Origin of the sequence: Sphingomonas sp. J315 (assembly GCF_024666595.1) — a bacterium.
GTDB lineage: Bacteria > Pseudomonadota > Alphaproteobacteria > Sphingomonadales > Sphingomonadaceae > Sphingomonas.
Genome location: NZ_CP088296.1, coordinates 561510 through 581441, shown reverse-complemented (window position 1 = coordinate 581441; position 19932 = coordinate 561510). Strand labels below are relative to the sequence as shown.

Annotated in this window: 20 protein-coding genes, 1 pseudogene and 1 riboswitch; of the genes and pseudogenes, 16 read left to right on the top strand and 5 right to left on the bottom strand. The window is 66.7% G+C overall.

The genetic code is table 11. From position 1 onward, the window contains the following. Positions 1 to 13 precede the first annotated feature (13 nt). The 3 genes from LRS08_RS03130 to LRS08_RS03120 all read left to right on the top strand — a co-directional run bounded on the left by LRS08_RS03130 (position 14) and on the right by LRS08_RS03120 (position 2287). Positions 14 to 352: a YciI family protein gene (locus LRS08_RS03130; protein ID WP_257844943.1), complete on the top strand. Its 339-nt coding sequence runs from the start codon at positions 14 to 16 to the stop codon at positions 350 to 352. A 44-nt stretch (positions 353 to 396) separates the two neighbouring features. Continuing rightward, positions 397 to 1428 (top strand): sulfite exporter TauE/SafE family protein, encoded by a 1032-nt coding sequence (locus tag LRS08_RS03125; RefSeq protein WP_257844944.1) that lies wholly within the window; start codon positions 397 to 399, stop codon positions 1426 to 1428. Between the two features lie 532 nt (positions 1429 to 1960). Continuing rightward, on the top strand, positions 1961 to 2287 hold the full coding sequence (locus LRS08_RS03120; RefSeq protein WP_257844945.1) for a hypothetical protein: 327 nt from the start codon (positions 1961 to 1963) through the stop codon (positions 2285 to 2287). Between the two features lie 34 nt (positions 2288 to 2321). Here LRS08_RS03120 and rnhA read toward each other — a convergent pair whose 3' ends face one another. The 3 genes from rnhA to ispH form a co-directional block, all read right to left on the bottom strand. Beyond that, positions 2322 to 2762, bottom strand: coding sequence for a ribonuclease HI (rnhA, locus tag LRS08_RS03115; protein WP_257844946.1), 441 nt, complete (start codon positions 2760 to 2762; stop codon positions 2322 to 2324). Then, positions 2759 to 3712 (bottom strand): homoserine kinase, encoded by a 954-nt coding sequence (gene thrB, locus LRS08_RS03110; protein WP_257844947.1) that lies wholly within the window; start codon positions 3710 to 3712, stop codon positions 2759 to 2761. The genes rnhA and thrB overlap by 4 nt, the downstream gene beginning before the upstream one ends. A 267-nt stretch (positions 3713 to 3979) precedes the next feature. Then, the gene (gene ispH / locus LRS08_RS03105; protein WP_257844948.1) at positions 3980 to 4933 is read right to left on the bottom strand and encodes a 4-hydroxy-3-methylbut-2-enyl diphosphate reductase; all 954 of its coding nucleotides are present in this window, start codon (positions 4931 to 4933) and stop codon (positions 3980 to 3982) included. A gap of 123 nt (positions 4934 to 5056) precedes the next feature. Between ispH and LRS08_RS03100 the strand changes: the two genes are divergently transcribed. The 10 genes and pseudogenes from LRS08_RS03100 to LRS08_RS20185 form a co-directional block, all read left to right on the top strand. After that, positions 5057 to 5722, top strand: coding sequence for a hypothetical protein (locus LRS08_RS03100; RefSeq protein ID WP_257844949.1), 666 nt, complete (start codon positions 5057 to 5059; stop codon positions 5720 to 5722). A gap of 256 nt (positions 5723 to 5978) precedes the next feature. Continuing rightward, positions 5979 to 6075: riboswitch (glycine riboswitch) on the top strand. A 213-nt stretch (positions 6076 to 6288) separates the two neighbouring features. Continuing rightward, on the top strand, positions 6289 to 7398 hold the full coding sequence (gene gcvT / locus LRS08_RS03095; protein ID WP_257845510.1) for a glycine cleavage system aminomethyltransferase GcvT: 1110 nt from the start codon (positions 6289 to 6291) through the stop codon (positions 7396 to 7398). Then, positions 7395 to 7766 (top strand): glycine cleavage system protein GcvH, encoded by a 372-nt coding sequence (gcvH, locus tag LRS08_RS03090; RefSeq protein ID WP_257844950.1) that lies wholly within the window; start codon positions 7395 to 7397, stop codon positions 7764 to 7766. Before gcvT ends, gcvH begins: the two co-directional genes overlap by 4 nt. Before the next feature lie 164 nt (positions 7767 to 7930). Beyond that, on the top strand, positions 7931 to 9289 hold the full coding sequence (gcvPA, locus tag LRS08_RS03085) for an aminomethyl-transferring glycine dehydrogenase subunit GcvPA (RefSeq protein WP_257844951.1): 1359 nt from the start codon (positions 7931 to 7933) through the stop codon (positions 9287 to 9289). Next, positions 9286 to 10875 carry an aminomethyl-transferring glycine dehydrogenase subunit GcvPB gene (gcvPB, locus tag LRS08_RS03080; protein ID WP_257844952.1) on the top strand — a complete coding sequence of 530 codons (1590 nt, stop codon included), beginning with the start codon at positions 9286 to 9288 and terminating at the stop codon, positions 10873 to 10875. Before gcvPA ends, gcvPB begins: the two co-directional genes overlap by 4 nt. A gap of 9 nt (positions 10876 to 10884) precedes the next feature. Continuing rightward, the gene (locus LRS08_RS03075) at positions 10885 to 12468 is read left to right on the top strand and encodes a DUF4403 family protein (protein WP_260481319.1); all 1584 of its coding nucleotides are present in this window, start codon (positions 10885 to 10887) and stop codon (positions 12466 to 12468) included. A gap of 91 nt (positions 12469 to 12559) precedes the next feature. Next, positions 12560 to 12922, top strand: coding sequence for a hypothetical protein (locus LRS08_RS03070; protein ID WP_257844955.1), 363 nt, complete (start codon positions 12560 to 12562; stop codon positions 12920 to 12922). Between the two features lie 60 nt (positions 12923 to 12982). Further along, a complete protein-coding gene (locus LRS08_RS03065; RefSeq protein ID WP_257844956.1) occupies positions 12983 to 14107 on the top strand; it encodes a serine hydrolase in 1125 nt (374 codons plus the stop codon). Then, the gene (locus LRS08_RS03060; protein WP_257844957.1) at positions 14104 to 14733 is read left to right on the top strand and encodes a class I SAM-dependent methyltransferase; all 630 of its coding nucleotides are present in this window, start codon (positions 14104 to 14106) and stop codon (positions 14731 to 14733) included. Before LRS08_RS03065 ends, LRS08_RS03060 begins: the two co-directional genes overlap by 4 nt. Then, positions 14730 to 14867, top strand: a pseudogene (locus LRS08_RS20185) (hypothetical protein); the annotation flags it as partial. The gene LRS08_RS03060 and the pseudogene LRS08_RS20185, both read left to right, overlap by 4 nt. Before the next feature lie 403 nt (positions 14868 to 15270). Here LRS08_RS20185 and LRS08_RS03055 read toward each other — a convergent pair. Next, positions 15271 to 16227: a DMT family transporter gene (locus tag LRS08_RS03055; RefSeq protein ID WP_257844958.1), complete on the bottom strand. Its 957-nt coding sequence runs from the start codon at positions 16225 to 16227 to the stop codon at positions 15271 to 15273. An 85-nt stretch (positions 16228 to 16312) separates the two neighbouring features. Between LRS08_RS03055 and LRS08_RS03050 the strand changes: the two genes are divergently transcribed. The 3 genes from LRS08_RS03050 to LRS08_RS03040 are packed head-to-tail and all read left to right on the top strand — an operon-like array spanning position 16313 to position 18748. Beyond that, positions 16313 to 17845, top strand: coding sequence for a proline--tRNA ligase (locus LRS08_RS03050; protein WP_257844959.1), 1533 nt, complete (start codon positions 16313 to 16315; stop codon positions 17843 to 17845). A gap of 59 nt (positions 17846 to 17904) precedes the next feature. Further along, positions 17905 to 18252, top strand: coding sequence for a DUF6152 family protein (locus tag LRS08_RS03045; protein ID WP_257844960.1), 348 nt, complete (start codon positions 17905 to 17907; stop codon positions 18250 to 18252). Positions 18253 to 18262: 10 nt separating this feature from the next. Then, positions 18263 to 18748: a DUF6644 family protein gene (locus LRS08_RS03040; protein ID WP_257844961.1), complete on the top strand. Its 486-nt coding sequence runs from the start codon at positions 18263 to 18265 to the stop codon at positions 18746 to 18748. Here the strand turns inward: LRS08_RS03040 and glpD are convergent. Next, complete coding sequence (gene glpD, locus LRS08_RS03035; RefSeq protein WP_257844962.1) at positions 18739 to 19878, bottom strand: glycerol-3-phosphate dehydrogenase; 1140 nt, start codon at positions 19876 to 19878, stop codon at positions 18739 to 18741. The genes LRS08_RS03040 and glpD overlap by 10 nt on opposite strands. Positions 19879 to 19932: the final 54 nt, after the last annotated feature.

The window sequence follows — 19932 nt, the reverse complement described above, 5'->3', positions numbered from 1 at the left end:
CCCGCGTGCCCGCATGACCAAATATCTGATCTCCTTCCCCAGCGCGGCGATGCAGGTCAGCGATGACGAGCTTCCCGCGGTGGGCGACGCGGCCCGCGCCGTGATCCGCGAAGCGAAGGCGGCGGGTGTCTATGTGTTCGGCGGCGGCATCGCCGAGGATGTTCCGCCGATGCTGGTATCGGGCGACGGCGGAGTCGTTGTCGGGACCTATCCGGGCAGCCGCCTCGACGGCGGGTTCACCGTTCTCGAAGTGCCGACGCGCGCCGAAGCTGAGCAATGGGCGCGCCGGATCGCCGTCGCGTGCCGCTGTGCGCAGGAGTTGCGCGAATTCATGTACGATCCGGAGAGTTAGGCGCGGTTGCGCGCCCGTCGCGGTGCGCTAGAACGGCGTGAACGGTGCTGAGTGCAATCGGGGGATTGCGGCACAAGGGGCGGGTGATGTTCTTCGAAAGCCGGATTTTCCGCGGCTGGTATGGCGGCATGATTCTGCTGTGGGTGATCCTGTTCGCCCTGCTCAACTCGATCCCGTTCCTGATCGACCATTGGCATTATCCGGCGATCATGGTGCTGGGGGCGTTCGTCGCCGGCCTGACGCCCGAGGGCGGCGGCGCGGTGGCGTTTCCGGTGCTCAGCGTCTTTTTCGACATCAAGCGCGAGATGGCGCGCGACTTCAGCCTGATGATCCAGTCGATCGGGATGACCAGTGCGAGCATCTGGATCCTGTCGCGCAAGGGCCGGAAGCTGGCGACCTATGCACCGCTATTGTGGTTCGTGCCGGTCAGTTTTCTCGGCTTCGTGGCGGGCATGTTGCTGCTGCAGACGATCCCGGTGTTCATCATCCAGGCGCTGTTTCTCAGCCTGATCCTGACCTTTGCACTGGCCTATGTGTCGAGCAAGCATCGCGGCGCGCTGCCGGTTCTGACCGCAAAGGGGCCGGTCGATCATGCGATGCTGGCGGGGGTTCTGATCCTGGGCGGCATGTGCGCCAGCCTGTTCGGGACCGGGGCCGATATCGTGCTCTACACGATGCTGGTGACGCGGTTCCGCATGGACGAGAAGGTTGCCACGCACATGAGCATCATGGTGATGGCGGCGATCAGCATCCTTGGCTACGCCTATCGCTTCTTCTGGGACGGCGACATCACCGATTATCAGATCCGCACCTGGCTGTGCGCCTATCCGGTGGTGTTGTTCATGGCGCCGTTCGGCAGCTACATCCTGCACAAGATGCACGTCGAATGGATGCTGCGCGGGATTGTTGCGCTCAATATTTTCCAACTTGGTTATTTCAACCTCAAAAATCCGAGCTGGGAGAAACTCGCCTGGTCGAGCGGATTCAGCGTCGTGCTGTTCGCGATCTTCTGGTTCTCGCTCGCGCATATCGCGCGGCAGACCGAGCGCAGACGGCTGGCGGCGGAGGCAAACTGAGGGGGGGCGAGCAACGCCGCGTCGCTCGCCGGTCTGTCCGCCGAGCCTGGAATTGTCGTTGTGGACGCGGCGTGTTGCGTTTGTTCACCGGGTCTCCGTCTGCTGTGGCGTGCGGATAATTATAACCAAATAGGTTCTTGTAGGAAAGCGGGTAGTAATTTTTGGCTGTTTTCCGCGGGTTTTCGCGTGGGCGGCAGATGGCCGCGATGGGTCGGACGGGCGATTTCAGGAGTCGTGCCGGGCGTGGTGCGAACGATGCAATGCGACGATGTCGACGAACTTCGTGTGATGGAGCACCGGTCGGGTGTCGCGTTTGCGGAGGGAAATGTCGAACGCGTGCAACGGTGGGGACGAGCCGATCGAGCAATGCCGGTGGTGAAGTGAATTTCAAACCGAGGCCGCGATGACGGTGGAAGCGGAATGACGGCTAACGACCCCAAGTCGGTCATTCGGCGTCGCCGCTATGCTGCCCAAAGCGGACATTGGCTGCATGGCCCCCTTGCTGTAGCTACGCTGCAAAGGGGCGATTGGTATGGATGCTAAGGACTTCGCAGCAGCTTGCCGAGAGAAACGCGACACGCTGCTTTCATCTTTTGCTGACCTGTCAGGAGGGAGCGCAGTCGCAGCTCATCTTGCAGCCGCCAACCTCACCCAATCTCAACGCAAGCAGGTGTTCGCCGCGATCGACGCGGCGCTGACAGACACCTTCTACACCTTGCTCCTGGCGCTCGATGGCTCCGCTTCATTAGCGGGTAATCAGCATACCTTCGTCTTAATCGACGAGACCGGCAACACTATCGCGAATGGTGACGGCCGCTTGGAAGCGGCGGCGTGGGCGGCTTTTCACTCAGATAGCTGAACGGCAGCTAACCACCCAAAACCCGCCGCCCGTACTAACTCCGCAGCGCGGCGTCGCTCGCGAGCTGGTCGGCGCGTTCGTTGTCGGGGTGGCCGGCGTGGCCCTTGACCCATAGCCATTCGATGCGGTGCGGTTTGGCGGCGTCGAGGAGTTCGATCCACAGGTCGCTGTTCTTGACCGGCTTCTTGTCCGCCGTGCGCCAGCCATTGCGCTGCCAGCCCTTGATCCACTTGGTCAGGCCATCCATCACGTAGCGGCTGTCGGTCGACAGCTTGACCCGGCACGGCTTGTTGAGCGCCTTCAGCCCCTGAATCGCCGCCATCAGCTCCATGCGGTTGTTGGTGGTGTGCGGCTCGCCGCCCGAGAGTTCCTTTTCGACCGTCCCCGCGCGGAGCAGCACGCCCCAGCCGCCGCGCCCGGGATTGCCCTTGCACGCGCCGTCGGTGGCGATTTCGACGAGGGGGAGTTCGGTCATGCGGGGGTGCTCATGGCTTGGTAATGGCGGAGTCGGCGGACATAGGCGAGCGGGTCCTTGCGCGTCACCAGCGCGTCCGCCGGGGTGTTGATCCAGTCGAATGCGCGCGACAGGGCGAAGCGGATGCACGCCCCGCTGGCGAGCAGCGGGAAGGCGGCGCGTTCGGCTTCGCTCAATGGGAAACGGGATTCATAGCCGCGCAGCAGCGCGTCGCCGATTGATGGGTGATAGTCCGCGCCGGTCGCGTCGAAGCTCCATGCGCTGTGCATCACGGCGAGATCGTAGATGCGGATGTCGGTGCTGGCGAAATAGAAGTCGATCAGGCCGGTGACGGTGTCGCCGAGCATCAGCACATTGTCGGGAAACAGATCGGCATGGATCGCGCAGCGGTCGAAGCCGTCGCGCGGCCAGTCCGCCAGCACCTTGTCGAGCGCGGCACCGAGTTCGGCGTGCAGTCCCGGGGCGATGTCGTCGAGGCTGTCGCCGCAGCGGTCGAACAGCGGACGCCAGCTGTCGAAGCCCATCGAATTGGGGCGGTCCTGTCCGAAATCGGCGACCGCGGCGTGCATGTCAGCCATCGCCCGCGCCGCCGCCTCGGCCTGAGCCGGGGTGGGGTGCGACAGCGAGACCCCCGACAGGAATTTGATCAGGCACGCCGGGCGGCCCTCCAGCGTCTGGATCGCCACGCCGTTGCGGTCGGGAATCGCGGGCGGGACCGACAGCCCCTTGGCATCGAGATGCGCGAGCAGATCCATGAAATAGGGCAGGTCGCCCGCATCGACGCGCTTTTCGTAGAGCGTCAGGATGAAGCGGCCGCGGGTGGTGTCGACGAGGTAATTGCTGTTCTCGACCCCTTCGGCGATGCCCTTGGCCGAGACCAGTTCGCCGACATCGTAGCGCGCGAGGAACGCGGCGAGCGATTCGGCCGGGACCTGTGTGTAGACTGCCAATCTGGGTCCCCATGCATGTGGTGTTCGAGGGTCGCGGGTAAATGCTGGGCGGAACCGGGGCAAGGCGGATTTGGCGCTGGAATGTGGTCCAAGCCATTCCTCCCCCAGATTGGTGGGGAGGTGGCAGCGCGAAGCGCTGACGGAGGGGCCGCCCTCGTAGAGGGCGGGATTTTGCCGAGCTGTTTACGGCTGTCTGCGCAGCCGCCCCTCCACCACCGCCTTCGGCGGCGGTCCCCTCCCCCCAGCGAGCTGGGGGAGGAATGTTGGCTACGCCGCCTCGAGCCCCTTGGGCAGTTTGAAGGTGATCGTTTCCTGTGCGGTTTCGACCTGGCGTTCGGTGATGTCGTAGCGGGTGGCGATATGGTCGATCACTTCCCGCACCAGCACTTCGGGAGCCGATGCGCCAGCAGTGATGCCAAGCGTGCCGACGCCGTGGAGCCAGTCGAAATCGAGATCCTCGGCGCGCTGGATCAGCTTCGACGTCGTGCCCTCACGCTCGGCCAGTTCGGCAAGGCGCAGCGAGTTGGACGAATTGGGCGCGCCGATCACGAGGACCAGGTCGCACGAGCTCGCGATCGCGCGCACCGCCGCCTGCCGGTTGGAGGTTGCGTAGCAAATATCGTCTGCCTTGGGCGCGACGATATTGGGGAAGCGCCGCTGGAGAATGCCCAGGATTGCCGCCGTATCGTCGACCGAAAGTGTGGTCTGGGTCAGGAAGGCGAGGTTTTCGGGATCGGTCGGCGCCACCGCTTCGGCGTCCGCTTCGGTCTCGATCAGCGTCATCGCGCCTTCGGGCACCTGACCGAAGGTGCCGATCACCTCGGGATGCCCGGCATGGCCGATGAACAGGATTTGCCGCCCCGCCGCGACCAGTCGCTCGGCCTGGCGATGCACCTTGGATACGAGCGGGCAGGTCGCATCGAGATAGGAAAGCCCGCGATCCTGCGCGGCGGCGGGCACCGATTTGGGGACGCCGTGCGCGGAGAAGACGACATGGACGCCGTCGGGGACCTGATCGAGTTCGTCGACGAAGATCGCGCCCTTCGCCTTCAGTGTATCGACGACGTACTTGTTGTGGACGATCTCGTGCCGGACATAGACCGGCGCGCCGTGGAGTTCGATCGCGCGCTCGACGATCTGAATCGCGCGGTCCACCCCGGCGCAAAATCCGCGCGGCGCGGCGATGAGGAGTTCGAGGACGGGCTTCTGGGTGTCGGTCATCGCGCTCGCCTTACGCGATCACGGGCTGCTGTGAAAGGCGCGGGATGGGCGTTGCGGGAAGCCGACGCGCTGCCTATGGTGCGCGCCGCCGGGCCGGGTCCGCCAGTAGTGGCGGGGCCAGGCATGTCTTGTTCGGGAAAGGTGCCCCAGTTGAAACTCCGCAAACTCGCTCTTGCCGCTGCGATCCCGTTGGCGCTGGGTGCCTGCTCCCGTGAGGGAGACATTGCCGAGGGCGGCATCACTGCGGTCCGTTCGGCCTGTCCGCGCGTCGGCGTCCCGGCGGGGACGGGCGACGTTACCCTGTTCAATCCCGCTGGCAGCACGGATGCGTCGGCAATCGACGTCACTGCGGTGATGACCAACGTCACCTCGACTTGCGACGACAGCGGCGAAATGATCCGCAGCGACATCGCGTTCGAGGTGCTGGGCAGCCGCCGTTCGACCGACGGCGCGCGCGAGGTGACGCTCCCCTATTTCGTGACGGTGGTTCAGGGCGGCACCTCGGTAGTTTCGAAGCGGGTCGCGCAGGTGACGCTGCGGTTCGAGCCGGGGCAGGCGCGTGCGCAGACGAGCGGTACGGCCAACGCCTACGTGTCGCGCGCCGCCGCGACCTTGCCCGAGGATATCCGCCGCCAGATCCTGGCGAAGCGCAAGGCGGGCGACGAAACCGCAGCGATGGACCCGCTGGCCCGCCCCGAAGTGCGGCAGGCGGTGCTGCGCGCGACGTTCGAGGCGCTGGTGGGGTTCCAGCTCACCGACGCCCAGCTGAAGTATAACGCGACGCGTTAGTTCGGCGATTCAAGCCAATCCTCCCCCGCCAGGGGGAGGTGTCGCCAAAGGCGACGGAGGGGGAGGACGGCTGCGTCCTTTCGGTTCAGACCGAACCCCTTCCTCCCCCCTCCGTCACGCTGCGCGTGCCACCTCCCCTGGCGGGGGAGGATTGAAGGCAGGTGCCGGATCTGCATCCGACCGAATCCCCAACTTCGCGATTGACTCGAACGGTGCGGCGCAGCATTCCGGCTGCGTCGACATCGGGCAACCGGTGAAGGCGCGCGCGGGAGAGTTTTCGGGTCTTCGGGTCCGGAACGCCGAAGGAGCAACCGCCCCGGAATCTCTCAGGCACCAGGGACCGCGCGGGCCACGACACTCTGGAAAGCGCTCGCTCCGTCAGGGGTGAGCCACCGAAGGGGTAAGTCCCGGATGTGCTCCGGGATCAAAGCTCTCAGGTTCCCGTGACAGAGGGGGCGACGGATGAATGGCCGCGCTGTGCGGCATTCCGTCGTCAATTCTGGAGCACGCGCGTGACCGATACCCCTGATACCGTAGCGGGCGAGCCCGAATTCGTCGAAGAGCTGATGCTGCTTCCGCTCGATGCGTGGCATCGTGCGCGCGGCGGGCGGATGGTGCCGTTCGCGGGCTATGAGATGCCGGTCCAGTATGAGGGCATCATGGCCGAGCATCTGTGGGTGCGCGAATCGGCCGGGCTGTTCGATGTGTCGCATATGGGGCAGCTGTTCCTGTCGGGCGAGAATCTCGACGCCGAGCTGGAGAAGCTGATCCCCGCCGATGTCGCGGGCGTCGCGGTGGGGCAGCAGAAATATTCGCTGCTGCTGGCCGAGAATGGCGGGATTCTCGATGACCTGATGTTCAGCCGCTGGCCGGGTGGCATCTACATGGTCGTCAACGGCGCGTGCAAATGGGACGACATCGCCCATCTGCGCGAGCATCTGCCCGACGATATCGAGATCAACCATATGGACGAGCATGCGCTGCTGGCGCTGCAGGGTCCCAAGGCGTTCGACGCGCTGAACCGCCATGTGACGGGCGAGTATCCGCTCGATGCGCTGGTGTTCATGAAGGGCGGCAAGTTCGAGATTGCGGGAGTGCCCGCCTATATCAGCCGTTCGGGCTATACCGGCGAGGACGGGTTCGAGATTTCGATCCCTGCAGAGGATGCCGCGAAGGTCGCCGACCTGCTGTGCGGCGAGCCCGAGGTGAAGCCGATCGGGCTGGGTGCGCGCGATTCGCTGCGGCTCGAGGCCGACCTGCCGCTCTATGGCCACGACCTCGATCCCGAGACGACGCCGATCATGGCGGCGCTGAACTTTGCGGTGGCGAGCAAGCGGCGGCGCGAGGAGGCGAACTTCCCGGGTGCCGAGCGCATCCTGATGGAGCGCGAGAACGGCCCGATCCAGCGCCGCGTCGGCCTGATCGTCGAGGGGCGCCAGCCGGTGCGCGAGGGCGCGTTGGTGCTGGACGATGCCGGCAACGAAGTCGGCCGCGTCACCAGCGGCGGTTTCGCCCCGACCGTCCAGAAGCCGATCGCGATGGCCTATGTGCCGACCGCGATGGCCGCAATCGGCACGCGCGTGACGCTGAGCCAGCGCGGCAAGATCCATCATGGCGAAGTGGCGCAGATGCCCTTCGTCCCCCACCGCTATGTCCGTCAGGGAGGCATGAAATGAGCCGTTACTTCACCGAAGATCATGAGTGGATCGAACTCGACGGCGAGATCGCGACCGTCGGCATCTCCGAATATGCGCAGAGCCAGCTGGGCGACATCGTGTTCGTCGAGGTGCCCGAAGAGGGCAAGACCGTCAGCAAGGGCGACGACGCCGCGGTGGTCGAAAGCGTCAAGGCGGCGAGCGACGTCTATGCGCCGGTCAGCGGCACGGTGATCGAGGGGAACCCGGCGCTGGAGGACAATCCCGCGCTGGTGAACGAAGACCCCGAGGGCGATGGCTGGTTCTTCAAGATGACGCTGAGCGACACGAGCGAGCTTGATGGGTTGATGAACGAGAGCGCCTATGCGGAGTTCGTGAGCAAGCTGTGATCTTCTAGCTCCCCTCCCTGCAAGGGAGGGGATGGGGGGTGGGTGGCGAGCGCAGCGAGCCCCGTCACCGCATCCCCGAAAAGCGCCGCCGGAGGCATCGAGCCTCCGCCGCCGCTGACCCACCCCCGGCCCCTCCCTTGCAGGGAGGGGGGAGACTGTCTGGAATGCGCTACCTTCCCCTTACCCCGTCCGACCGGCAGGCGATGCTCGCCGCGGTCAATGCCGCGACGATCGACGATCTGTTCGCCGATGTCCCCGAAAGCGCGCGGCTGACCGGGCCGGTCGCGGGGCTGCCGATGCATGCCAGCGAGCTGGCGGTCGAGCGGCACATGTCGAAGCTGGCGGGCAAGAACCTGTCGGCGGGGGCGGCGCCCTTCTTCATCGGGTGCGGGGCGTATCGCCACCATGTGCCGGCGAGCGTCGATCACATCATCCAGCGCGGCGAGTTCCTGACCGCCTATACGCCCTATCAGCCCGAGATCGCGCAGGGCACGCTGCAGGTGATGTTCGAGTTCCAGACCCAGGTCGCGCGCTTGCTGGGCACCGATGTCGCCAATGCGTCGATGTATGACGGATCGACCGCGTGCTGGGAGGCGATCGGCATGGCGCGGCGCATCACCAAGCGCGCCAAGGCGATCCTGTCGGGCGGGCTGCACCCGCATTATGTTTCGGTCGCCAACACCATGGCCAAGTACACCGGCGACACGCTGGTCACCGCGACGCCCGAGCTGACCGCCGAGCCGGATACGGCGAAGCTGATCGACCTGATCGACGACGACACCTCGTGCGTCGTGGTGCAATATCCCGACATTCTCGGTCGCATTTCCGACCTGTCCGACCTTGCCGCGGCGTGCCAGGCGAAGAAGGCGCTGCTGGTTGCGGTGGTGACCGAGCCGGTGGCGCTGGGCGCGATCAAGTCGCCGGGCGAAATGGGCGCGGACATCGTCGTCGGCGAGGGCCAGTCGATCGGCGTCGGGCTGCAGTTCGGCGGCCCCTATGTCGGCCTGTTCGGCTGCAAGGAAAAGTACGTCCGCCAGATGCCGGGGCGGCTGACCGGTGAGACGGTGGATGCCGAGGGCAAGCGCGGCTTCGTGCTGACGCTGTCGACCCGCGAGCAGCATATCCGGCGCGAGAAGGCGACGTCGAACATCTGCACTTCGTCCGTGTTGTGCGCGCTTGCATGGTCGATCCACATGACTCTGCTGGGCGAGGCAGGGCTGCGCAATCTCGCAACCGTGAACCATGTCGGCGCAACGACGGCCGCTGATCGCTTGGCCAAGGTGCCGGGGGTCGAGTTGGTGACGCCGACATTCTTTAATGAGTTCACGCTGGAGCTGAGCAAGGAAGCCCGCCCGGTCGTGCGCGAACTTGCCGACAAGGGCATCCTTGCCGGCGTCTCGCTGGGCCGCCTGTATCCGGGTGAGGACGCGCTGGCCAACGGCCTCGTTGTCGCGGTCACCGAAACCACCACGGCGGAGGACGTCGAGACGCTTGCCGCCGCGCTTGAGGAGGTGCTGGCATGAGCACGATCAACCAGTCTGGCTGGCGCCCCGAAATGAACGCAGTCGAGGGCGAGGCGGCCGCCACCTTTACCGGCAACCGCGCCCTGATGCTTGATGAACCGCTGATCTTCGAGATCGGTTCGCTCAGCACCACGGGTGTCGATTTTGATTTTGAAGCAGGACGCGGTGCTTATCAGGATCGCCTTGGCGGTTTGAATCGCAACAAGGATATCGGTCTCCCCGGCCTGAGCGAACCGGAGGCGGTGCGTCATTACACCCGCCTGTCGCGCCAGAATTACGGGATCGACCTCGGCTTCTTCCCGCTGGGCAGTTGCACGATGAAGCATAATCCGCGCCTCAACGAGCGGATGGCGCGGCTGCCGGGCTTTGCCGACATCCACCCGCTTCAGCCGGTCGATACGGTGCAGGGCGCGCTGGAGGTTATCGATCAGCTGGCGCACTGGCTGGTCACGCTGACCGGGATGAAGGCCGTGGCGATGTCGCCCAAGGCGGGCGCGCATGGCGAGCTGTGCGGCATCCTGGCGATCAAGGCAGCGCTGGAAGCACGGGGCGAGGATCGCCGCGTGGTGCTGGTCCCCGAAAGCGCGCACGGCACCAACCCGGCGACGGCGGCGTTCGCGGGCTTCACGGTCGAGGATATTCCGGCGACTCCGGACGGGCGCGTCGATGTCGCGGCGCTCACAGCGCGGCTGGGGCCGGACGTGGCGGGGGTGATGATCACCAACCCCAATACCTGCGGCCTGTTCGAGCGCGATCTCAAGACAATCAGCGACGCGGTCCATGCCGCCGGCGGGTACGTCTATTGCGACGGCGCAAACTTCAACGCGATCGTCGGCAAGGTGCGCCCCGGCGACCTTGGCGTCGATGCGATGCACATCAACCTGCACAAGACCTTTTCCACCCCGCATGGCGGCGGTGGCCCGGGTTCGGGGCCGGTGGTGCTGTCGGAAGCGCTGGCGCCCTTCGCACCGCTGCCGTTCGTCGAGCAGCAGGATGGCCGCTTCGTGCTGGTCGAAGAGGAAACCGCGGGTGAGCATCACGGCTCCAGCTTTGGCCGCATGGTCTCGTTCCACGGCCAGATGGGCATGTTCACGCGCGCGCTGACCTATATCCTGTCGCACGGCGCGGACGGACTTCGCCAAGTGGCTGAGGACAGCGTCCTCAACGCCAACTATGTCCTGCGCAGTCTGGAGGACGTGCTCGACGCGCCCTTCGCGAATAGCGGGCCGTGCATGCATGAGGCGATCTTCAGCGACCGTGGGCTGGCCGAAGGGTTCTCGACGCTCGACATCGCCAAGGGACTGATCGACGAGGGCTTCCACCCGATGACGGTCTATTTCCCGCTGGTCGTGCATGGCGCGATGCTGGTCGAGCCGACCGAGACCGAGAGCAAGGCGGCGCTGGACCAGTTTATCGGTGCGTTCCGGTCGGTCGCACAGCGCGCCAAGGCGGGCGACGCAGCGCTCAAGACCGCGCCGCACTTCGCGCCGCGCCGTCGCCTCGACGAGACGCTGGCCGCGCGCAAGCCGGTGCTGGTATGGAAGGAACCGGCCCAAGTATCGGGGGCTGCACAGGCGGCCGAATAGCGAGGCACAATGGCGACAGGACGGCGATGGCGGCTGGCAGGGGCGGTCGCCGCGCTCGTCCTGTTGCTGGCCGCTGCGGGCGGGGCATTGTGGTGGTTCCTCGGCGACCGCACCGCGCCGATGGTCAACCCCGCGCCGCCGCAGCTGACCGCTGCAGCCGAGCTGCCGTCGCACGCATCGACGATCGTCGTGCCGATGACCACCAGCCTCGACCTGATCGAGGCGGAGCTGAACCGCGCCGTCCCGGCGACGCTGTGGCAGATCGACCAGCGCGAGGCGAGGTGCATTCCCGGCCAGCGGGTGACGATCTGCCCGGTGCCCAAGCGCGAATGCGTCAATGGCAAGTGCCGCAAGGTCGGGTGCAAGTTCGGGCTGCAGCGGACCAAGGTTACCCCCGACATTGCGTGCCGCATCGTCGGCAATGCGCGGCGCGGGCCGATCCGGCTGAGCGGGAGCGGCGAGACGCTGATGCTGCACATGCCGGTGCGCGCCACGGTGCAGGTGCGCGACCTGGGCGGGGTGATCCGTCAGGAGACCGCGACCGGCGCGGCGGATGTGCGCGCGCGGGTGCGGCTCGACCTCAAGCGCGACTGGTCGCCGACCGCGCGGGTCGAGATCGATTATGGCTGGACCAAGGCGCCCGGGATCGACGTGCTGGGGCGCCGCATCCGCTTTACCGACAAGGCCGATGCGAAGCTGGCCCCGGTGATCGCGGGGCTGGAGCGGCAGCTGCCCGGCATCCTGTCGCGGTTGCACCTGCGCAGCGAACTGGACGCGCTGTGGCGGCAGGGCTTTACGTCGATCGAGCTCAACCGCGACAAGCCGCCGGCGTGGATGCGGGTCACGCCGCAGCGGATGGGCTTTGGCGGGTATCGCGTGCAGGGACGCACGCTGGAGCTGACGCTGGCGGCGGAGGCGCTGACCGAGACGTTTATCGGCGACCGGCCGAGCGATCCCGCCGCGACGGCGCTGCCCGCCGGTGCGGGGCGGATCGGCGACCGGGGGCTGCGCTTCTTCATCCCGGTGCTCGCCGATTATGCGCAGCTGGAGCCGGTGGTCGAGCGCGCGCTGACCAAGCTGGCGCGCAAGGGCGTGAGCTTGGAGGGGATCGGGCCGATCGACGCCAAGTTCGGCAAGGTGACGGTCTATGCCACCGATGGCGGTCGGCTGGCGGTGGGGGTGACGGCGCAGGCGGATGCGCGCAACACGCCGTTCGGCGCGGCGCATGGCGTGGTGTGGTTGTGGGGGACGCCGTACAACGACCCGGGGTCGCAGCTGGTGAAGGTCCGCGACCTCAGCATCGCGACCGGGACGGATAGCCGTGCGGTCAATCTGCTGGTGCCTTTGTTCGCCGACGCGCAGGTGCTGGCGACGATCCGCGACGCGCTGAGCCATGATTTCGCGAAGGATTATGCGCGCGTGCTGGCGGCGGCGCGGCGCGCGGTGGCTGAGCGGCGCGAGGGCGATTTCCTGCTGTCGGCGCAGATCCGCCGCGTCACCAACGGCACGATCCGCGCGACCGGGCAGGGGCTGTTCATGCCGGTCGAGGCGGAGGGGGTGGCGCGCATCCGCTATGCCCCGCAGCGGCGCTGAACCGATTTCGTCAGTTTCGCGGGGCGGGGTTTCGCGATAGCCTTGGTGCAATAGGGGCGGGTGCGACCCGTGCCGCTGGGGGAGACGATCGATGCGATCCTTTGCACTGCTGCTCGCGCTGGCCATCGCCGCGCCGGTCACCGCACAAACCCATGATCCGCGCATCTCGCGCGAGGAAGCCGACGCCGACCGGATCGCGGCGCAGCGGATGTACGACCAGCAGAAGCAGCGCGATCAGGCCGAGGCGGATCGCGTCGCCAAGACCAATCTCGACCGCAAGGCCGATTACGACCTCTATGTCGCCCGGCAAAAGGCCGAGCATGAGGCGCGGATGGCGGCGTGGCGCGCGGATGTGGCGCGGCGCGAGGCGGAGGCTGCCCGGGTGCGCGCCGAATGGGAGGCAAAGGTCGCGCGGTGCAAGGCCGGCGACCGTTCGGCCTGCGCGCCGCGCTGACCTCTCCGCTTTGACGCGGAGCCTCAGGGGATTAGCGTCGGGTTTCGAGGGAGAAACCCGATGATTCGCAACGTGCTTCTTGCGCTGGCGGCGTTGAGCCTGCCCGTCCTGGCGCAGGCGCAGCCCGCACCGCGGGACGATGCGGCCAAGATCGCCGAATTTACCGCGGCGGTGAAGGCGTATCGCGCCGAGCATCATGTGCTCAGCCTGTCCTGGGCGATCGCGAAGGGCGACAGGATTATCGCGGCGGAGGGCGTCGGCTGGCAGGACCACGATGCCGAGGAGCCGACCACCGCCGATACCAGCTACCTCGTCGCGTCGATCACCAAGACCTTTTCCGCCGCCACGCTGATCGCGATGGATGCGGACGGGGTGATCGACCTGGACGACCCGTTCACGACGCTGTCGGACTGGAAGGACCGCTGTGCGTGGCTGGTGAAGAGCGGAAACATGTTCGGCGGCGGCAAGACGCTCGCTGATGGATATACGCCGCCGAAGATCGATTGTTCGGCCACGCTGACCTTGCGCGACGTGCTGCAGATGCGCGTGCTGGGCAAGCCGGGGACCAATTTCCTGTACAATCCGATCGTGTTCGGGCGGCTGGCGAACTGGGTCGAGGAGAAGACGGGCAAGCCGTTCGACCAATGGGTGCGGCGGTACGTGATCGACAAGGCGGGGCTGAAGGATATCGCGGCCGGCTGGCGTGATCCCGAGGGCGGGCTGGCGCTGGTCAACCTTGCGCCGCCATTCCGCACCGTCGCGCCCGAGGTGGAGGCCGACCGGTTGCAACCGACGCCGCTGCCCAATCCCGAAATGAATGCATCGAGCGGGATCATCGCGAGCGCGCGCAGCCTGGCGCTTTACTCGATCGCGCTCGATCAGGAACGGATCCTGCCGCGCCGCTTGCTGACCCAGATGTGGACCCCGGCGATCGATCCCGACGGGCGCGAGGCAAGCTATGCCTATGGCTGGTGGACGCAGCGTTGGCGGGGGCAGCGGCTGGTGTGGCATGGCGGCTGGTGGCCCGAAGCCTATGCCGGGCTGTTGCTCAAGGTGCCGGAGAAGAAGCTGACGCTGGTGCTGCAGGGCAATACCGACGGGTTACACTGGGGCAACCGCGTGCAGGTGGCGGAGGTGGAGAAGAGTCCGCTGGCGCTCAAATTCCTGGAGCTGTTCGCGCAATGAGCGATGCGACGCCGTGGATCGTGGCCGAGGATCGCGGCGATGTGCGCAAGCATGCGCCAGCGACGCTGCGCAACCGGGAGGCGATCGCGACGGAGCTGGCGGAGTTGCTGCCGGACGCGGGCAGTGTGCTGGAGGTGGCGAGCGGGAGCGGGGAGCATGCGGCGTTCTTTGCCGGGCGCTTTCCGACGCTGAGCTTCGTGCCGAGCGATCCCGACCCGGATGGGCGCGCGTCGATCGCTTCATGGTGCGCGGGGCTGGCCAATGTCGCGTCGCCGCTGGCGATCGATGCGGCAGCACCGGAGTGGCCAATCGGTGCGGCGGATGCGATCCTGTGCATCAACATGGTGCATATCAGCCCGTGGGCGGCGACGCTGGGGTTGCTCGACGGCGCGGCGCGGTTGTTGCCGGTGGGCGGGCCGTTGATCCTTTATGGACCCTATCGCCGCGCCGATGTGCCGACTGCGCCGTCGAACGAAGCGTTCGATGCCTCGCTCAGGGCACGCGATCCGTGCTGGGGGCTGCGTGACGTTGCCGATGTGACCGGGGCGGCGGCGGCGCGCGGGTTGCGGTTCGACCGGCTGGTCGAGATGCCCGCGAACAATATCCTGCTGGTGTACCGCCGATGACCGAACGCGAGACTGGACGCATCGACAATTTCACCGATGCGGCGTTCGCATTCGCGATCACGCTGATGGTGGTCGGCGCCGGAGGATCGGCGGCAGACGGCGGGACGCTGGAAAGCGCGGTCGCGGCGATCCCCAGTTTCGTCATCGGTTTTGCGATCATGGCGCTGTTCTGGTGGTCGCATGTGCGGTGGCGGCGGCTGCGCGGGGCAGGGGGACGGGCGGTCGCTGCTGCTGACGCTGCTGCTGATCTTCACCGTGCTGATCTATGTCGTGCCGCTGCGCGCGATGTCGGTGTCGTTCGCGGCGTTTCTGGCGGGCGATCTTGCCGGGTTTCGCGGGAGTCTGGGGCGGCTGTTCACCGTCTATGGCATGGGGTTCACCGCCATGTCGGCGATCACCGCGCTGCTGTTTCGCGACGTGCTGCGGCGGCAGGACATCGATCTGGAGGAGCGGCGCGAGGCGATCGGGCAGGTCTGGATCTGGTTGATCCTGGCGCTGACCGGGCTGGCGTCAACTGCGCTGGCGATGGTGCGGAGCCTAGCTCCGCTCGCGCCCACCCTTTACGCCACGCTCCCCATCAGCATCGGCATCTTCGCCTGGCGCTTCGACTGGACTGGTACGGCGGGCGAGGCCGAGCCGTTGCTCGCGCCAGGCGATGTAGAGGCCGCTGGCGACGATGATCGGCGCACCGACCCAGGTCCACAGGCCGGGTAGCACGCTGAACAGAATATAGCCGTAGAGCGTCGACCAGATCAGGCTGGAATAATCCATCGGCACCACTGCGGAGACGGGGGCGAAGCGCAATGCCGCGGTGAGCGCGAGCTGTCCCGCGCCGCCGACCAGGCCGATGCCGATCAGCATCGCGAAGGTCTGCCAGTCGTGCATCTGCGCGAAAAAGACATAGCCAATCGCGAGCGGGGGGACCGACAGGGTCGAGAACCAGAAGACTGTGGTGGCGGGACTTTCGGTCTTGCCCATGTGACGCAGCTGGATTGCGATCAGCGCGACGAAGAAGGCGGCGGTCAGCCCCACCAGCGCGCCGGTCAGCGGAATGTGGCCGTCGCCCGGCTGGGTCACGATCAGCACACCGACGAACCCGGCCAGCACCGCGCCCCAGCGCCGCCAGCCGGTCGGTTCCCGCAGAATCAGCGCGCCCAGGATCGTCGCAAAGATCGGTGCGGTGAATGAGAGCGTCGTCGCCTCGGCCAGCGGTAATAGGAGCACCGCGCCGAAATTGAACACCATGCCGGTCAGGCCGATCACGGTGCGGTTGAGATGCAGCCCGAAGCGTTCGGTGCGGATGGAGGCGAGTCCAGCGCCGGCGGCGATCCAGGCGAGGATGAAGGGAATGGCGAACAGCTGACGGAACAGCAGGATCTCGGCGAGGTGTGCGCCGCGCATCTCGACCAGCTTGATCAGCGCGCCCATCGTCGAGAGCATGAGGATGGCGACGAGGCGCAGGCCGAGGCCGGTCAGTACGCGATCACTTTGCACCCGCGAATGCCTAGGGGGCGAGGCCGCGCGGGGCAACCCGCGAAGGGGCGTGACGGGTCCCGATTCGCACGCTAATCGCGCTTCCATGATCAAACGCGCACTCAACGTCACCCGCGAAGCGGACTTCGCCGCCTGGTATCAGGCCGTCATCACCGAAGCCGATATGGCCGAGGAGAGCGGCGTGCGTGGGTGCATGGTCATCCGGCCATGGGGCTATGGCATCTGGGAGCGCATCCAGCGGCTGCTCGACGATCGCATCAAGGCGACGGGGCATGACAATTGCTATTTCCCGCTGTTCATCCCGCTGTCCTACTTCGAGAAGGAGGCCGAGCATGTCGACGGGTTCGCCAAGGAAATGGCGGTCGTCACGCATCACCGGCTGATCCAGAAGGACGGGCGGCTGGTGCCCGATCCCGATGCGAAGCTGGAGGAGCCGCTGGTCGTGCGCCCGACGAGCGAGACGGTGATCGGCGCGGCGTTCAGCCGCTGGGTCCAGTCGTGGCGCGACCTGCCCGTCCTCATCAACCAATGGGCCAATGTCGTCCGTTGGGAGATGCGCACGCGCATGTTCCTGCGCACCGCCGAGTTCCTGTGGCAGGAGGGGCATACCGCGCACGCCACGGTCGCCGAAGCGCGCGAAGAGACGATGAAGATGCTGGAGGTCTATCGCAGCTTCGCCGAGGAATGCGTCGCGATGCCGGTGATTGCGGGCGAGAAGCCGGAGAATGAGCGCTTCCCCGGCGCGGTCGCGACCTACAGCATCGAGGCGATGATGCAGGACGGCAAGGCGCTTCAGGCGGGCACGTCGCACTTCCTGGGCACCACCTTCTCGTCGGCGCAGAACATCAAGTTCCAGAATTCGGAAGGCGTGCAGGAGCTGGCGCAGACGACCAGCTGGGGCATGTCGACGCGGATGATCGGCGGGCTGATCATGGTGCATGGCGACGATGACGGCCTGCGCGTGCCGCCGCGCGTCGCACCGTGGCAGATCGTGATCGTGCCGATGCTGCGCGACACCGACGAGGACGCCGCGCTGCTCGATTACTGCAAGGGGTTGCAGGCCGAACTGGCGAAGCTGTCGTCGCTGGGCGAGCCGGTGCGCGCGCTGTGCGACGCGCGTCCCGCCAAGGCCGCGACCAAGCGCTGGGGCTGGGTCAAGAAGGGCGCGCCGGTGGTGATCGAAGTCGGCGGGCGCGACATGGCGGGCGGCAATGTCTCGGTGATCCGCCGCGACCGGTTGTACCGCGAGGACGGCAAGCTCGACAGTGCGGTGGTGGCGAAGGGCGACTTCGTTGCTTCAGCCGCGGCGCTGCTGGAGGAAATCCAGGCCGGGCTGCACGCCGATGCGCGCGCACGGCTGGACGGCAATATCGTGCGCGGGGTCGACAGCTTCGATGCGCTCAAGGCGCATTTCGAAGGGTCGGGAAAATATCCCGGCTGGGTCGAGGTGCAGTGGGCGCGGCCCGAGGGGGCGGAGCTCGACGCGGTGGTCGAGCGGATCAAGGCGCTCAAGCTCACCTTCCGCAACGTGCCGCTCGACGCAGCGCCGGCGGATGGCGCGTGCGTGTTTACCGGCAAGCCGGCGGTCGAGCGGATTCTGGTCGCGCGCGCCTATTGATTTGAACCCTCTCCCGGTTCGTGCGTATGCTATTGCATCCACGATCCGGGAGAACTCGCATGCGTTCACTCACGCTGATCGCCGTCGCCGCGCTGGCCGTTGCGGTGCCGGCGGCCGCGCATCATGGCTGGTCGTCCTATGACGAGGCCAAGCCGCTGACGCTGACCACCAGCTTTACCGAGCTCAATTGGGGTAACCCGCACGGGACTGCGAAGATCAAGTGGAAGGGCAAGAGCTGGGACGTGATCCTGGCACCGGTATCGCGGATGGAAGCGCGCGGGCTGAGCAAAGCCGAGGTCGAGCCGGGCAAGCGCGTCCGCCTGACCGGCTATGCCCGCCGCGACGGCACCGCCGAGATGCGGATCGAGCGGGTCATGGTCGGCAGCAAGACCGTCGAACTGCGCTGAGGCGAGGCGGTTGGAAAGCCTGTTGCTGAGCGCCGCCGCGTGGCTCGATGCAGTGGGAATCGCTGGCTGGGCGCGCGGATCGGCGTTGGTCTATCCGATTGCCAATACGCTGCATTTGCTGGGACTCGTCATGCTGGTCGGCGGGATCGGCGTGGTCGATCTGCGCATCGCCGGGCTGTGGCGCGCACTTCCGATCGCGCCGCTGTCGCGCGCGCTGACCCCCGTGGCGATCGCCGGGCTGGCGGTGATGACTGCGAGCGGCATCGTCCTGTTCGCGGCGGACGGGCGCGCGCTGGCGACGTCCGACATCTTCTTCCGCAAGCTGGTGCTGATCGCTCTGGCACTGGTCAACGCGGTGGCGTTCCGGCTCATCTGGGGCGACCGGGTAGCGGGGTGGTCGGGAGAGGTGCCGACGGCGGCGCGACTGATGGCGGTCGTGTCGCTCCTGCTGTGGCTCGCCGCGGGGACGATGGGACGGTGGATCGCCTATGGCTGAGGAAGCCTCCGGTCGCGTGTGACCGGGCGCGCAGTGTAGCCGAGTTCTGGGGCAAGCTTCGCCATTACGTGCTCGGCGAGCGCGCGGGCGGTGGTGATCTTGCCTCCGAAGACGGACAGGACCGGCGCGCCGCGTAAATCGAGTTCGAGATGATAGTCGCGTGTCACGGTGCGCGCCTCTCCGGCTCCATCGTCGTAAAGCGCACGGATGCCCGACCAGCTGCCGGTGATGTCAGCCGGTCCGATCTGCCGCCTGAAATAGCGATTCGCTGCGGCGCAGAGATAGGCGATCTCGCCCGCGTCGATGCCTGCATCGCCGGGGTGTTGCACCGGCACGTCGGTCGTGCCGATCATCGTCTTGCCCTGCCATGGCGCGGCGAAGACGACGCGGCGGTCGGGTTGCTGCAGGATATAGGCGTGGTCCCCGTCCCAAAGAGCGGGCACGGTGATGTGGCTGCCCTTGACCAGCCGCAGGTCGCTGGCGGTCTCTATGCCGATCGTCTTGAGCAGTTCCAGCACCCACGGCCCCGCGGCGTTGACGAATCCGCGCGCGTTGATCGTGCGCCCGTCGGAGAGAGCGACGTCCCAGCCCATCCCGGTCCGTTGCGCGCCGGTCACTGCGACGCCCGTTGCGACCTCCGCGCCGTTCGCGAGGGCGTCAGCGGCGTTGGCGCGGACCAGCGCGGCATCGTCGACCTGTGCGTCCCAGTAAAGAAATCCGCTGCTGTCGGGTGCCAGCGGGGCGAGGCGGGGATCGTCGCGGCCCAGCACGCGCGATCGGGGGAGCGACGAGCCGAGCCCGAGCAGGTCGTAGAGCCAGAGTCCTGCGCGGATCATCCAGCGGGGGCGGACGGCATGCGCGTGCGGCAGGACGAACGCCATCGGGCGGATCAGATGCGGCGCGGCGGCGAGCATCCGCTCGCGCTCGACCAGAGCTTCACGGACCAGCCGGAACTCATAGGTTTCGAGGTAGCGCAGCCCACCATGGATCAGCTTGCTCGACGCCGAGGAGGTGTGCGCGGCCAGGCTATCGCGCTCGACCAGCAGCACCTTCAGCCCCAGCAGCGCTGCCTCACGCGCAATGGCGCACCCATTGATGCCGCCACCGGCGATGAGAAGGTCATAGGTCATCCCGCAACGTTAGCGGGCAGGTCAGCTTTCGTCGATTGACCGCGCGCGGGGCTG